Annotated in this window: 14 protein-coding genes; 8 read left to right on the top strand and 6 right to left on the bottom strand. The window is 57.5% G+C overall.

Annotated features, from left to right (window positions below; translation table 11 throughout):
- Positions 1-1,694: 1,694 nt before the first annotated feature.
- Positions 1,695-2,066 (top strand): hypothetical protein, encoded by a 372-nt coding sequence (locus KBY83_RS09930; protein ID WP_255019383.1) that lies wholly within the window; start codon positions 1,695-1,697, stop codon positions 2,064-2,066.
- Positions 2,067-2,573: 507 nt separating this feature from the next.
- Here KBY83_RS09930 and KBY83_RS09925 read toward each other — a convergent pair.
- Positions 2,574-3,674, bottom strand: a complete 1,101-nt coding sequence (locus tag KBY83_RS09925; RefSeq protein ID WP_255019382.1) for an IS3 family transposase — start codon at positions 3,672-3,674, stop codon at positions 2,574-2,576.
- 8 nt (positions 3,675-3,682) lie between these two features.
- The gene (locus KBY83_RS09920) at positions 3,683-4,189 is read right to left on the bottom strand and encodes a transposase (protein WP_255019380.1); all 507 of its coding nucleotides are present in this window, start codon (positions 4,187-4,189) and stop codon (positions 3,683-3,685) included.
- Positions 4,190-4,358: 169 nt separating this feature from the next.
- Here KBY83_RS09920 and KBY83_RS09915 point away from each other — a divergent pair, with 169 nt between their 5' ends.
- The gene (locus tag KBY83_RS09915; RefSeq protein ID WP_255019378.1) at positions 4,359-4,841 is read left to right on the top strand and encodes a hypothetical protein; all 483 of its coding nucleotides are present in this window, start codon (positions 4,359-4,361) and stop codon (positions 4,839-4,841) included.
- A gap of 32 nt (positions 4,842-4,873) precedes the next feature.
- On the opposite strand, the gene KBY83_RS09910 is transcribed toward KBY83_RS09915, so the two are convergent.
- Positions 4,874-5,776: a hypothetical protein gene (locus KBY83_RS09910; protein ID WP_255019376.1), complete on the bottom strand. Its 903-nt coding sequence runs from the start codon at positions 5,774-5,776 to the stop codon at positions 4,874-4,876.
- 84 nt (positions 5,777-5,860) lie between these two features.
- Positions 5,861-6,793 (bottom strand): hypothetical protein, encoded by a 933-nt coding sequence (locus KBY83_RS09905; RefSeq protein ID WP_255019374.1) that lies wholly within the window; start codon positions 6,791-6,793, stop codon positions 5,861-5,863.
- A 285-nt stretch (positions 6,794-7,078) separates the two neighbouring features.
- Between KBY83_RS09905 and KBY83_RS09900 the strand changes: the two genes are divergently transcribed.
- From KBY83_RS09900 to KBY83_RS09875, 6 genes are all read left to right on the top strand, one after another.
- Positions 7,079-7,972, top strand: a complete 894-nt coding sequence (locus KBY83_RS09900; protein ID WP_255019372.1) for a hypothetical protein — start codon at positions 7,079-7,081, stop codon at positions 7,970-7,972.
- A gap of 3 nt (positions 7,973-7,975) precedes the next feature.
- On the top strand, positions 7,976-9,676 hold the full coding sequence (locus tag KBY83_RS09895; RefSeq protein WP_255019370.1) for a DnaB-like helicase C-terminal domain-containing protein: 1,701 nt from the start codon (positions 7,976-7,978) through the stop codon (positions 9,674-9,676).
- The gene (locus KBY83_RS09890) at positions 9,673-11,379 is read left to right on the top strand and encodes a DNA primase (protein WP_255019368.1); all 1,707 of its coding nucleotides are present in this window, start codon (positions 9,673-9,675) and stop codon (positions 11,377-11,379) included. Before KBY83_RS09895 ends, KBY83_RS09890 begins: the two co-directional genes overlap by 4 nt.
- A 26-nt stretch (positions 11,380-11,405) precedes the next feature.
- The gene (locus KBY83_RS09885) at positions 11,406-11,768 is read left to right on the top strand and encodes a hypothetical protein (RefSeq protein ID WP_255019367.1); all 363 of its coding nucleotides are present in this window, start codon (positions 11,406-11,408) and stop codon (positions 11,766-11,768) included.
- 67 nt (positions 11,769-11,835) lie between these two features.
- Entirely contained in the window at positions 11,836-12,033 is a 198-nt protein-coding gene (locus KBY83_RS09880; RefSeq protein ID WP_255019365.1) for a hypothetical protein, read from the top strand.
- Positions 12,033-12,266: a hypothetical protein gene (locus KBY83_RS09875; RefSeq protein WP_255019363.1), complete on the top strand. Its 234-nt coding sequence runs from the start codon at positions 12,033-12,035 to the stop codon at positions 12,264-12,266. The genes KBY83_RS09880 and KBY83_RS09875 overlap by 1 nt, the downstream gene beginning before the upstream one ends.
- A 22-nt stretch (positions 12,267-12,288) precedes the next feature.
- Here the strand turns inward: KBY83_RS09875 and KBY83_RS09870 are convergent, their stop codons facing one another.
- Both KBY83_RS09870 and KBY83_RS09865 read right to left on the bottom strand, forming a co-directional pair.
- The gene (locus KBY83_RS09870) at positions 12,289-12,501 is read right to left on the bottom strand and encodes a type II toxin-antitoxin system HicA family toxin (RefSeq protein WP_255019361.1); all 213 of its coding nucleotides are present in this window, start codon (positions 12,499-12,501) and stop codon (positions 12,289-12,291) included.
- Positions 12,501-12,698: a type II toxin-antitoxin system HicB family antitoxin gene (locus tag KBY83_RS09865; RefSeq protein ID WP_255019359.1), complete on the bottom strand. Its 198-nt coding sequence runs from the start codon at positions 12,696-12,698 to the stop codon at positions 12,501-12,503. Before KBY83_RS09865 ends, KBY83_RS09870 begins: the two co-directional genes overlap by 1 nt.
- Between the last annotated feature and the right edge of the window lie 78 nt (positions 12,699-12,776).

The raw sequence follows: 12,776 nt of genomic DNA, 5'->3' as shown, positions 1-12,776 counted from the left end.
CGATAAGATCGAGATCTGTTGCGGCTGAATGGCTTTCGGGCACAGGGAGGAGGCAATTCCGCCGACCTCAACTCATGCTGGCAGCCCAGGCAAGCTCGCCTGTGCCAGACTTTGAATCAGCCCTGGGTCCAGGCGGGAGCCATAAATAACTGGGCTCCTCCAATCCTGTGGAGGCAGTCTGGGAAGGAGTGGATCTATGGTGGAAAGTACATAGTGATAGCGAGTGGTGTTATACAAATAAAGCATACAGGTCAGAACACGTCTTCAACATATACTCACCGCTCTCTCTCAAGTGCTAAATGTCGCAAATAGAGGATCCATCATTAAACGTGCAAAGCCATGTTTCTATCGTCAAATAATCAGATCAACTAAGCATCCAACCATCCATACTTAGATGATCCAATGGATTTCATCATGGTGGATCCAGCCAACGCCTTGTTAAGATCGCCCAGTGCAGGAATGTGAGTCTCAGCAACTCCAGTGGGGAATTTAATTGTTATCCAGATCAAACCTAGTTCGCCTGAATGTAGTGTATTAGCAGCAGAGGAACATGCCTAATCAACAAGACTTGGAGAAACCCTATAGAAAGTAGATCAAAGGGTAGTGGTTACGGCATATTCAACTGGAGTGAAATATTCCTTGATTTCTGACAATTATACTCATCAGTTCGAAGGAACTCCTGGAAGAGAAATAGCGAAAAAGGCAATTCAGACAGTCTGCTGCCGGCGAATCCCTGAATCTGCAACAACTAATGTGAAAATCGATCAAACTGAATGCATAGAAGAACCCTGGAGAGTCGGTTGCCTAATCTGGTGCGGATAGATTATAATTCATAGGATACCACGAATGCCAAAAAAATAGGGTAATTCTGAGATGATCTAAACCCCATCAGCTAAAGTTAGAGTTGATAGCGCAACCTGCAAGCAATGCCGCGTCATTCTCTGAATCTAATGTCTTCAATTGTGAGTATCGTGACCACTAGCTGGAGTGGAGTGGTCTTTGCCTCTCCATGTCATGAGCAATATCAAGCGCAATACTATTCAAGTGCTAAAAAGGCAGCAGTAAACGTTCTTAAATACTGCGAATGGCATGCGAAACAAGGGTCATCATACTCTGAATGCCTTGGGTATTTCGGCATTATGCAAGGCACGAAAGCATCAATGATTGAAATGAACAAGGTATGTATAACTGAAGTCATCCCATTTCGCTCAGCTGAGAAAGTTTGCAACCAAGGCGATCCAAGATCAAACTGCATAAAATATTGGTACTCACCCTAGACTGGTCCTTAAGAAAAGCCCGACAAGTCCACTTAATCAAGATCTCCTTATAACATTTCCAAGCCTGTAATAAATTGTTGATATTGATATAAGCATCAGCCCTTAATCGGCAGTCCGAGTTTTCTGGATCTCTCTGGTTTGTTAGTTTTCCAAAAAGATCTAATGCAAACTTGATGCCTGGTTCGCACAAAAACGATGTAACTGCACCAATCACATCCTGATCACACTCATAGGCAGCCATGCACTGAAAAGTGACTTCTTACCCGAGAGAGGAGAGGGCACAAGAAGGAGAAGGGAGGGGTTGCCTGGAGAGCGGAATGATTTTAAGTATAGCTGGTTGAAATAAGTAAAAATCATTGCTCTTTCTGATTAAATTCAGTAAAATAAGACAGCCTAAACCATACGAGAACTGCTTCCATGCACAAATTTTCAGCACGAGCGTTCACGGGAATATTCATAATATTAATGCAATCGCATGCAGCAAATGCAAATGAATTTAGATTACCGAGCAGAATTTCTTGTATAAATGGAAGCGTTGCTATCAAGCAAATATCGCCAGCACAGACATACGAGAACACAACCACAGCAGGATTCACGCTGACGGTGGGAGGGGTTACGGAACAAGCTACAGGGATTGCAAATGGTAATTACAACAAAATAGAAAGTAGAGGTTATTACGTCTTTCTTGGGACTGGCGGATTGACCTTTGCCAAGCAAGATGGTATTAACAAAGCAATATGCACAAACTCAAAGTACGGCAATACAACAAAGGGATTTATGACTGAATAAAAGTGCAATCAGTTTTCTGCAACTTTACTAAGTAACTTATATCCTAGAGACAAGTAGGCGGTTTTTGGCTGGACTGATCGAGAGGAAAGGCGTAGAGTTAAAGGTTTTGGGTAGATGCTGGATGGGTTTGGGTGATGGATAGGGTTCGAAAGGGGGCAGGATATTGGTGACTTTTGTAGGAAACTGGAGGACTTTGGAGGGGAAGAGAAGCTGCCAGAAGGAGGGAGGAAGACAAATGACAAATATCGGTCGGTGGGTCAAACAACTGCTACAAACTCAGTAATGGTGAATTTTTGGCAAAGGTTGCTTTTATGGTAAAGAAAGACAGCAGACTACAGCAACTATAAATAAGAATGCAACTTCTTGCATACCTACCAAGTAACCTTATTGATGGCATTCTTCGGCATATTTTCTAATCCGCTGCATCCATCCGCCAACGGCCTCTTATAAACTATGGGCAGCATGGGTCGGTGACTTTCAGGAAAGATGTCACTCCTGGGCTGCCACTCAGGCGGCCTGCATCAACGTTAACTCCAGGGCCAGTTCGTTCTCTTCCGGTGGCTTGTTAATCCACACTTCTTCGGGTTGGCGCCAGCAGCGGGTGCTCCGGCTCCAGCGAGTTGGATTTGCACGGCGTGCGGCCTCGCAGACATCGGCTCGCTGCTGGCAAATTGCCTTGGCTGCTCCGCTGTGGCGCTGATGTGGCGTCACGAACTTGATGCCGCTGTGGCGGTGCCGGTGGTTGTACCAATCCACAAATGCAGCTACCCATTCGCAGGCCTCGTCCTTGCAGGCAAAGGGCCTGCTGGGGTAGTCGGGCCGGTATTTGACTGTCCGGAACAGGGATTCCGAGTACGGGTTGTCGTTCGAGACCCTCGGCCTGGAAAAGGATCTGAGCACGCCCATCTCCTCCAGCCTTGATTCCAGCGTGGCCCCACGCATGGCATTGCCGTTGTCGGCATGGAGGATGAGTGGCGGCTGGTGGCACTGGCGGCTGCCAAAGCCTCTGGGGCGGTGGTAGCGCTCCTTGAGGCAGGCACGCTGCACCAGATCCGCTGCGATCTGAGCCGACTCAACCTCGGCCACATCCCAGGCCACCACTTTGCGGCTCCAGACGTCGACCACCAAATAGAGGTAGAGCCACACACCCCGCACCGTGGTCGGCAGGAAGCTGATGTCCCAGCTCCACACCTGGTTTGGGCCATCCGCCCTGAGGCGCGGCACCGAGCGCGGTTCCTGAGGCAGTCTGGCCCTCCCCCGACGGTGGCACTGACCCGCCTGGTGCAACACCCGATAGAAGCTGCTCTCTGAGCCAATAAAGAGCTTCTGATCGGCTAGTGCCGGCACGATCTGTCCCGGCGGCAGCGAGGCGTATTGCGGCTGGTTGCAAGTCAGCAAGATTCGTTGGCGCTCTTCCTCGCTCAGGCGGTGACCCACCAGGCGGGCGCTGCCTTTACGGCGGTCCTTGCCGTCCCCATCACCCAGGAAGTCCTTCCGCCAGCGTTTGAGGGTGCGCAGGCAAATGCCGATCACACCGCAGGCCCTCACCAGGCCAGCGCCCGCAGCATTGGCCTCGCCAATCAGCTCGATCACCTTCCGCCGGTGCAAGGCACTGGTCAGCCTTCCGCGTCCTCCGAACAGAAGGCATCCCACTTTTTTTGCAGCACCAGCAAAGCCGCCATCTCCGCCATGGCCTTCTCCTTGCGCTGCAACTCCTTTTTGAGGGCCTTGATCTCCCGCTGGTCCTGAGCGCGGAGCTTCTCGAGCTCCTTCTGTTCGGCCATCGTCAGCACCGGCTTGGCGTTGGCATCCTGGGCCGCCTGCCGCCAACGGCTCACCTGCTCAGGGAACAGGCCCCGCTCGCGGCAGTAGGCACTGAGCTCGGTGGCGTTGAACCCGGAGCTCTCCAGCACCACCGTGAACTTGTCGGCGGCGTTCCAGCCCTCTGGTTCCTTCTCGGATGCCGGCACCACCTCTCCCTGCAACCGCCAGGCCTTCCTCCATTTGTAGAGGGTCATCACGTGAATGCCCAGCTCCTCTGAAATCCGGGCCACGCTCTGCCTGTGGGGCGGGTGCATCCGTCTCCTCACATCAGCCTTAACGGCCTCGCTGTAACGACGCATTGGTCATGTCCTCAAGCCCCCGGATGTACTGATCACAGGGGTGACAACTTTCCTGAAACCGGGGGGGTTAGCCTTACATGGGCTTAGTTTGATCAGATTTGTCAATGCCTTGACGAGATAAAACCCAATGAGTAAATTGACAGAAAGCACTTAACCAGAAGAATTCACCTTGATTCTCTCCATTCCTAGTCTTAAGCGGGCTATTCTGGCAATGCTTCTTGCCTTTTCAAGTTCTGCCTGTGAAAAGGGCAAAAATACTACCCAATTACTGGAACAATCCAAAACATCCCCTACTCAAGGAACAAATATCTACAGATATCTATCAGCCATAAGCGATGCTTATCCAGACAAAGAGGCGCTGACTCAACTTTGTATCCGCCAGCACGACTTTATGCTAAACCTTCCTGAGCAGACTATTAAAGCGGCTCATGATATTCGCTTGCCAGCTTATGAGGAATGGAGTGAAGTGCAGGAAGTAGAAAGTCAAAAATATAAAAACAAAACAGTTATAGTTCAGCCTCCATCAGTTAATGGGATTGTCATGGAAAAGGAGACAAAAGAGATCCAAATACCATATACTGTTACTGAGAATATTCAAACAATTAAGCGCGTTTCCGGAACATGCATTGGCACAGAGTACATAACTCAATAATCTTGTAGTATTGGGTTAATGTATTGCCGCACTCAGATATTAGGAGATACTCCACCTTGATATGTGCAGTAAAAACCACTTTCTATTTCACGGCTAATGGTTACATACCTTTTGTCTCCAGCTACGAATAGTGGTCTTAATACAATTGCTTCAATCACCATGTCACCTGTTCCATCTCTCAGCATCGCAAAAGAATACTTATCAGAATAAGACATGTCGTAGAGTGGCGCTTTGAAATCCTCGTCCACTATAAATCTAGCACCACTCTTGTCTACAAATATGCCGCAACCATAAGAGCTTGAGCATTGCGATACTGAATAACTACCCTGACTATCTATCTGATATCCACTTCCTTGGCTATAAAGCTCCGTAGGATCCCAACCGTAACCCGCACTATTTGAGCATCTACCTTCGTGATAAACCGTGAAACCTTCATAAGGATTTCTGAAAGTGCACTTAAAATCTGGTGCCCGCTCTTTAGAAATACTATTATATGTTGACAAAACATTTGCGTTTCTTAAGGATGACTCACTATCTTTGGGCACAGTGACAATCCAATACTCAGCGACTTTGCCATTTCGCTGATCTTGATAGCGCTTAAAGTAATCTTTTGGACATGATGCAGCATTGGCCTGTAAAGAAGCTATAACAAAGCTGATTGCAACCGAGGCGAATCTAAAACGCATGCAAAAAAAGAGACCTTTTTCATAGTAGCATAAATCTAATAAAAAATCAATGCAATAAATTATCAAAGCATTTATCAATCTTTCCTGGAAGTAATTTTCGTTTTCATTGCAATCTCCTGGCAGGCACCAAAGCGGGCTTTGTGAGAAGGAGATTAAAACACTAAAGCTAACAGCCGCTAACATGGCCGGCACTCTTTTACCATGATGCTGACAGGTAATTTTTTGAAGACCTGGGGCTGCAAAACTCATGTTTTCGAGGAGCTCTTAAGGAAATAGGCCAAGCTCAACACCCACCACAACGGACGTGGCCCCTACTAGCTCGGGTTCGCTGAATTAACCCTGCTTGAGCGCCGTAGCCCTACCCGCCCGAGGCTTCTTCTCGGCAGGGGCTTTCGCAGCAACGGCCTTGGCGGTGGGCTTCTTCTGGGCTGTCTTCTTCTGCACAACCTTCTTCTCCGCCGGCTCTAGGGCTTCACCGAGCAGCTCTTCTGCCAGTTGCTGAGGATCAAGCGAACGGCCCAGGGCAGCGGCCACGCTTGCCGCAATCCGCTCCCAGTCATCCGCCAATTGGCGCGGGCTGTAGTCCTCCATCCCCGCCACCACGCGCAGCAGCCGCTCCACTCCAAAGCTCTCGCCGCACCAGGCGCTCCGCAGCCGCTGGCCCGCCTCCCGGAAGCTGATCCCATCAGCCGAGAAGGCCTGATCCAGCCAGCCGCCCAGCTTTTCAGCCAACAGTTCGGCCTGCCGGCTGGACAGGCTCAAAGGCGGACTGATCGGTAGCTGCAGATAGCCCAGGTACACCTCCAGAAACTCCCCCGCCCCCAGGGGCTGATCGGTGGCCGGGTGCAGCAAGGGGGCATAGCCCTTGAGGATCGACTCGAGCCGCGGGGTCAACGGCGCTGTACCCAGCTGGCTCATCAGGGCCGGCTGATGGTGATAGGCCCAGGCCGCCTGGTTGATCCGGCCGAGGGCATCGACGCACTTGATGCCAAGCATGCGCATCTTGCTGTTGCGCAGGTGGGAAATCTGGGAGGTGTGCAGGTTGCCCGTTTCATTGCAGGCCCAATCGGCCAGCTCACTGAGCTGGGGATGGCTCACATGGCGCAGCAACTGCACGAGCGCATCGGTGAAATGGCTGCGGCCCTGCTCGCGGCGCGCTTCTCCAGGGAGCTGCAACAAGCTCCCATCAGGAAAGCTGGCGGGCCAGCCCTGGGCGGGATCAACAGCCTTTGGCGTGGTTGCGCCCTTGGCAGCGGTTGCAGTCATGACCAGAAACCTCTAGGACCTATCTCCTAGCGAGCAGGCTAGAGCCAATCAGTTCAAAACCATATCCGTAATTCCACGGTGATAAGACAATTTCTTAAGCCCCGCTAGGGCCGCTCCAATCCCAGCGGCAGGGCCCCTGCTGCCCCGCTCTAAGGCCCCAGCGGCCCAGCCATCCCTATATAAAAACCATAAAAAAACCAAAGGCCCAAAGCCGCTAGGCAGGAAAGCTCCAACGCCACCCGTAGCCTGTCAGGTATCGCACAGGAGCATGACCTCCTGGCCCCCATGCAATTTTTCGCGGTGCGTAGCGAGGCGATAGCCCGCACCCACCAGGCCCTACAGGCCCTCAGCCTCCAGGGCGCCACCTCCGGATCAGGCCCCAGCCGCGCCCTGCGGGTCGCCCAGCTCTACGGCCACCTGCAGGTGCGCTCCGCAGACAGCGGCCAGCTCAGCCTGGTCCTAAGCGAACTGGCGGCCCAATGGCACCTGCAGCCGCGCCAACTGCGCGCCGACCTGGAAGCCCTGCAAGCCATGGGCTGGTTGAGCTACGCGGGCACCAGCCGCGGCACCGACATCCAGCTGCACGAACCCGCCAGCCTCAGCCGCAGCGGTGCAAGCAAGGGCCCTGGCGCCAGCAACTCTGCAGCCGCCACCGACCAACCAGCCCAACCCGGCGGCTCCGAGCTGCTTGAGCGCGTCGCCGAGCACTACAACCACCACAAACCCACCAGCTGGCCCGCCTACAGAGCCAAGGGCCAGGCCCTGCTCCCCAAGCTGCAACGCGCCATTCGCCACGCCGGCGATCTCGATCGCTTTTTAGGGCGCCTGGCCCAGGCGCTGGCAGCCATGCCCGCCTTCTGGCGCACCACCTACCCCCAGGGCCGCAGCGGGGCCGAATGCCTGGCGGTGCTCCTTGCCTGTGATCGCTCCTGCGCAGGCTTGGGGGTGGAGTTTTGGCACGTCTTCTCCTGGGGAGCGGCAGCCGACTCGCCGCCCATGGGCTCCTCCACGGTCAGCCGCGCCCAGATGCTCCTCGCCTGGGACGGTCACCACTGGCGCGGCCAGGGGGTGGCAGCCCTCAAGCTCTCGCTGAAAGAAAAACGCCAGCTTGCAGAAGCACTAGAAGCGGCCGGCCATGGCATCGCTGGCACGGCGGCCCAGCAATTTGCCGAGGCCTGAACCATGACCCCACAAGCACCAACACCGATCGCCAGTTCGGCCATCGCTGGCGGCTTTGATGCGGCCGTGATCGAGCGCGCCATCGCCACAGGCGCCTTGATTGAAACCGCCAGCGGCCTGATCCCCAGCGGCGCTGGCCATGACGAAACCCATGACGAAAGCCATGGCGAAACCAACCCCGCGGCCCAGGGGGCGCTGCCGGAGCTGCTCGAGCACGAGCGCTCGATCCTCTCGGCCGTCCTGGCTGGCCCAAGCGATAACCGCGAGTTGTGGGGCCTGTTTCGCCGGCGCATTGGCCTGCGCTTCAACGAAGCGGTGCCCGCGTCGCTGTGGACGAGCGCCGAGCACCGGGCGGTGGCCGATGAAATTGATGCCACCTTCCGCGCCGAGCGCGACATCCAGGCCATCCAGGCAGAAAGCCTGCGCCAGAGCCTCAGACAACGGGCAATCGATGGTCGCTTCCAGGGCAGCCTCCAGGCCCTGGACACCGCCATCGCCGAGCTCCTGCGCTGGGCCGATGGCAGCAGCAACCACGATTTCGAGCTTGCCTGCACCCTGTTCCAGAGCGCCAAAGCCCGCCAGCTCTTCTACCCGGAACTCCGCCGGCTGTTGGCGCGCGAGCAGCGCGATATCTGCATTGATGGCGAATTGGAGGCCTGCCGCACGGCCCTAAATGCGGCGGTCTCGATCACCTCAGGCCGCTTCCACAGCCGCCGCAGCTGCGGCACCGCCGCCGATGCGGCCGCAGAAAGCCTGGCCCTCGCCCAGGTGCCCCTCTCAGAGCGGCCCCAACCGATCTCCACAGGGATTCCCAGCTTTGATCTCGACATGCGCGGCGGCATCATCCCCGGCCAGGGCGAAGGCACCTATGTGATCGCTGCCCGCTCAGGTGTGGGCAAAACCACCGTGGCGGTTGCGGCCGCCATGGGCCTGGCCATGGGCGGAGCGGGGGTGCTGTTTTTCTCCTGCGAACTCAGCCGCCGGGCCATCGGTGCCCGCCTACTGGCCCATTACAGCCGCCGGGCCCATGGCCTCTACACCCCCCAGTACAGCGCCAACGACCTCGAGGGCCGGGGCAACGCCATCGCCGGAGCCGACCTGGAGCGCCTGCAGCGCTGGTCAGCGGACTTTGCCCAGGGCCGCAGTCCCTCGGGAGATGCCATGGGGCCCCTGCTCTACGAATCCCAGTTCGGCGCCACGGTGGAGCAGTTCGCAGCCGTGGTGGAAGACGCCAAGGCCGCCTGCCCCCAGCTGTCTGCGGTGTTTCTCGATCACTTCCATGCCATGGGCTCAAGCCCCGGCTTTGGCCCCAACACCACAGCTGAACTCGCCGCCCGGGCCATGCAAATCAAGGCATTAGCTGGGCGCTGCGAGGTGGATGTGTTTGTGGTGGCCCAGCTCAACCGCGGCGCCTACAACAACCCCACCGGCCCCGATGTGTCGCACCTGGCGGGAACGTCGGAGCTGGAGCGCTACGCCTCGGCGGTGTGGCTGATTGATCGCCCCAAAACCGATGGCTACTCAGCGCCGGCGGCTGGGTTGCTGGAGGTGCACCACGGCAAATTTCGCCACGGCCAGCTGGCAAGCGACGACCTCAGCAAAACGGCGATTCGCCTCGATCGCGCCCATTGCTACCTGGAGGCCGATGAAGCCCGGCGCGTCTTTATCGGCTCGTCGCTCTATCCGGGGGTGGAAGCCCTATGAGATCGGGCCTTGCAGGCGTTGGCCCCAGGGGTGCTCGGCCCACCAGCGACGGGTTACTGAGCAACGGGTTGCTGAGCAAAGGGTTGCTGAGCGACACCCTGATCGAGCAGGTGCGCCGACGGGCCCAGATTGTCGATCTGTTTGAGCCTGGTGCGTTGCGCAAGGCGGGCCGGGAATTTCTGGCCCGCTGCCCCTGGCACGACGACCGTTCCCCCAGCCTCACGGTCAGCCCCAAAACCAACCGGGTCCACTGCTTTGTCTGCGCCAAAGGCGCCGATCCGATCGGCTGGTTGCAGCAAACAGAGGGGCTCACGTTTCCAGAAGCGATCCGGCAGCTGGCCCATCGCTACGGGATTGCAGTCAGCCAAGAGATCCCAGCGGCCCAATCGCAAGCAGGCAAAGAAGCTGCCAGCAAGCTCGCAGAAGATCGCCGGCGCCTAAGGGCCCGGCGCCAACAACAACACAGCGCCTTCCACCAAGCCCTCCGCCGGGATCTTGAAACCGCTGGCCCCGCTGCCCAGTTCCTGGCCCGCCGCGGCATCCAAGCCGCCACCGCCATCCACTGGCAGCTGGGCCTGGCCGAGCAGCGCCTGCAACTACCGCTGTGCGATCTCCAAGGCCGCTGCGTGGGCTTTAGCGGCAGGGCCCTGGCGGAGCAACAGCCCAAATACCGCAACAGTTCTGGCGATGCCCTGTTTCAAAAATCCCAGCTGCTCTTTGGCCTGGATAGGGCCCGATCGGCAATCCACTCCAGCCAGCAGGCCCTGCTCGTGGAAGGGCCCCTCGATGTGATCGCCCTCCACCAGGCCGGCTTTACAAATGCCGTGGCCACCCTTGGCACCAGCTGCTCGCCAGGGCAATTGGCCCTCTTGCGCCGCTGCGGTTGCAAGCAACTGCTGCTCGCCTACGACGGCGATGCGGCGGGCCGAGGCGCCAGCTTGCGCCTGATCCAAGCTCTCCTGCCTGAGGCCAGCCGCGGCGAACTGGATCTGGCCGTGGTGCCCCTACCGGCGGGCAGCGATCCCGATGGGCTGATCCAAACAGTTGGCGCCGAGGCCTTTGCCCGGCATCTGGAGGCCAGTCGCCATTGGCTCAGCTGGTGGTTCGATCAACTGCTGGCACCGCTTGAGGCACCCCTCCAAAAGCCCCAAGAGGCAACAGCCGCCGCAGGAACGACAAGCTTGGCCCTGTTGCAGCGGGTGGAGCGCCAGGCCAAGGCCCTACTGGCCCAGCTGCCTACGGGGGTGCTGCACCAACGGGCCGCCGATCGCATTCAGCAAGCCCTGGGGCTGCGCCCCGAAGCTCCAGAGCTTGGCCCTGCCGACAGCCCGCTAGAGCGCGCCGAACGACGGGCCCTGCGCCTCTATCTGCACAACCCCGAGTGCCGTGGCCCCCTGCAATGCCTGCAACTGCAAACCCCATTGACGGGGGCGGCGATGCAATGGGCCGTGGCCCTGGCGGAGCGCTGCCCCGCTGGCCAATTGGCCGTCGCGATCAAGCGCCTGGGCCCTGAGCTTCCCCCAGCGGTCGCCGGCCTTTTGCTGGCCTGCGCCACTCCAGGGGCGGAGGTGGTCCGCGAACTCACCGAGCAGGGGATCAACGAATTGCAGGCAGTGCTTGATGTCTTGGAGGCAGAAGAAAGCCAAAGGACCGCTCGTGGGGGAGGACGTGAAACGCCCCCCTGGCCTGGGGCGGAACCCTAAGGGGCTCCGTTGGTCTCTCTTCAACCGTGCTCCAACGCCTTCTCTATCGGCTGATCCTGACGGCCACACCCGCTGTGATTGATGCAGTGCAAAAGGTCCTGCTCTGGCTGAGCGATGGGTCACTGCACCTGCTCCAACAGCTCGATGGCGAGCGGCTGAACCACGAACTCGCCGCCATCGAGCAAGCCGAGCTCCTCGAGGAGCTGGAACTCCTGCGCGCGGGGCATCGCCTCCAAAGGCAAGCCAGCCAGCTGGGGCAGCTGGGCGACGCTGACGGCGAACAGCTCCTCGTGATCTGCCAGGAGCTGCACCAGTTGCACGGCTGGAGCGAGGCGGCAATCGATCGCTGGCTCGATCAGCTCCTGGATCAGCAGCCAAATCAGGATTAGATCAGGACTGGCATCAGTAACCTATTTGGCTGTCTGATTCCAGATAGCAACCGCTCTTGCTGTTGCCATGACCTCAACCCTCTGGCTCACCACCGACCAGCTCTGCACACACCTGGCGATCAGCCGCACGACCCTCTTTGCGATTCGCCGCTCAGGGCTGCTCAAGGACGGCCGCCACCTCGTCGCCAAAAACCCACTTTCAAGCCGCTCCCACCTGCTCTGGCATCTGCAGCGCTGTGAACTCGCCCTCGGGCGGATCAACTGATGGCCAACAAGAGCTGCACTTGGCTCACCACCGTTGAGCTTTGCCATGCCCTTTCCGTGAGCCGCTCGACGCTTTGCCGCTGGCAGCAGCGCAGGGTGCTCCGTCAAGGCGTGCACTGGGTCCGCAAAAACCCCAATGCACCGCAATCCAATCAGCTCTGGAACCTGGAGCGCTGCACCCAAACCCTGCGGGGTAGCGGCTTACCGCTTGAGGTTCAAAAGTATCCGGCTTAAGTCCCCTCCCCAGCCTTGGGGCTCAGAGCAAATCCCTGAACTCTTGAGGTGTTAATCCCGCATCGCGGGCGATCGCGCCCATCGTGATGGCATTGATGGGGTCGTGGCGGGGAATGACGAGCCTGCGTTCACCGTTGCTCATGATCAGATGACCGGATTCACGCACCACCCGAAAGCCGAGCCTCTCGAAGACCCGGACAGCCTCCTTTTGGCTGATGCCTGGCAGCCGCGGCATTACACCGCAAGCTCCAAGGTCTCCACCGTTTTCACCCCACCTTCTTCTGCTTCCACCTCGAGCCAGAGCTCAATTGCTTCCCGGATGTTCGCCAGGGCATCCGTGCGGCTATCGCCCTGGGAATGGCAGCCCGGCAGGTCCAGGCAACTCACCGACCAGCCTTCTTCTGTCTCAAGCAGCCGTATGCGATACGCCATGGCCACAACAACGCTGCCATCACCCTATCCGCGCCCAACTGGAACGCTCGGAAACTCAAGCAGCCCTAGGCGGCCATG

Source organism: Cyanobium sp. WKJ7-Wakatipu, assembly GCF_024345355.1.
Lineage (GTDB): Bacteria > Cyanobacteriota > Cyanobacteriia > PCC-6307 > Cyanobiaceae > Cyanobium_A > Cyanobium_A usitatum.
This window is presented reverse-complemented; position numbering and strand designations above follow the sequence as displayed.

Excerpts from the sequence above, each read along its gene's own strand:
- KBY83_RS09880 (WP_255019365.1), top strand. The coding sequence starts at position 11,836 with ATGACCTCAACCCTCTGGCTCACCACCGACCAGCTCTGCACACACCTG.
- KBY83_RS09905 (WP_255019374.1), bottom strand. The coding sequence starts at position 6,793 with ATGACTGCAACCGCTGCCAAGGGCGCAACCACGCCAAAGGCTGTTGAT.
- KBY83_RS09910 (WP_255019376.1), bottom strand. The coding sequence starts at position 5,776 with ATGAGTTTTGCAGCCCCAGGTCTTCAAAAAATTACCTGTCAGCATCAT.
- KBY83_RS09890 (WP_255019368.1), top strand. The coding sequence starts at position 9,673 with ATGAGATCGGGCCTTGCAGGCGTTGGCCCCAGGGGTGCTCGGCCCACC.
- KBY83_RS09900 (WP_255019372.1), top strand. The coding sequence starts at position 7,079 with ATGCAATTTTTCGCGGTGCGTAGCGAGGCGATAGCCCGCACCCACCAG.
- KBY83_RS09930 (WP_255019383.1), top strand. The coding sequence starts at position 1,695 with ATGCACAAATTTTCAGCACGAGCGTTCACGGGAATATTCATAATATTA.
- KBY83_RS09875 (WP_255019363.1), top strand. The coding sequence starts at position 12,033 with ATGGCCAACAAGAGCTGCACTTGGCTCACCACCGTTGAGCTTTGCCAT.
- KBY83_RS09895 (WP_255019370.1), top strand. The coding sequence starts at position 7,976 with ATGACCCCACAAGCACCAACACCGATCGCCAGTTCGGCCATCGCTGGC.
- KBY83_RS09870 (WP_255019361.1), bottom strand. The coding sequence starts at position 12,501 with ATGCCGCGGCTGCCAGGCATCAGCCAAAAGGAGGCTGTCCGGGTCTTC.
- KBY83_RS09865 (WP_255019359.1), bottom strand. The coding sequence starts at position 12,698 with ATGGCGTATCGCATACGGCTGCTTGAGACAGAAGAAGGCTGGTCGGTG.
- KBY83_RS09920 (WP_255019380.1), bottom strand. The coding sequence starts at position 4,189 with ATGCGTCGTTACAGCGAGGCCGTTAAGGCTGATGTGAGGAGACGGATG.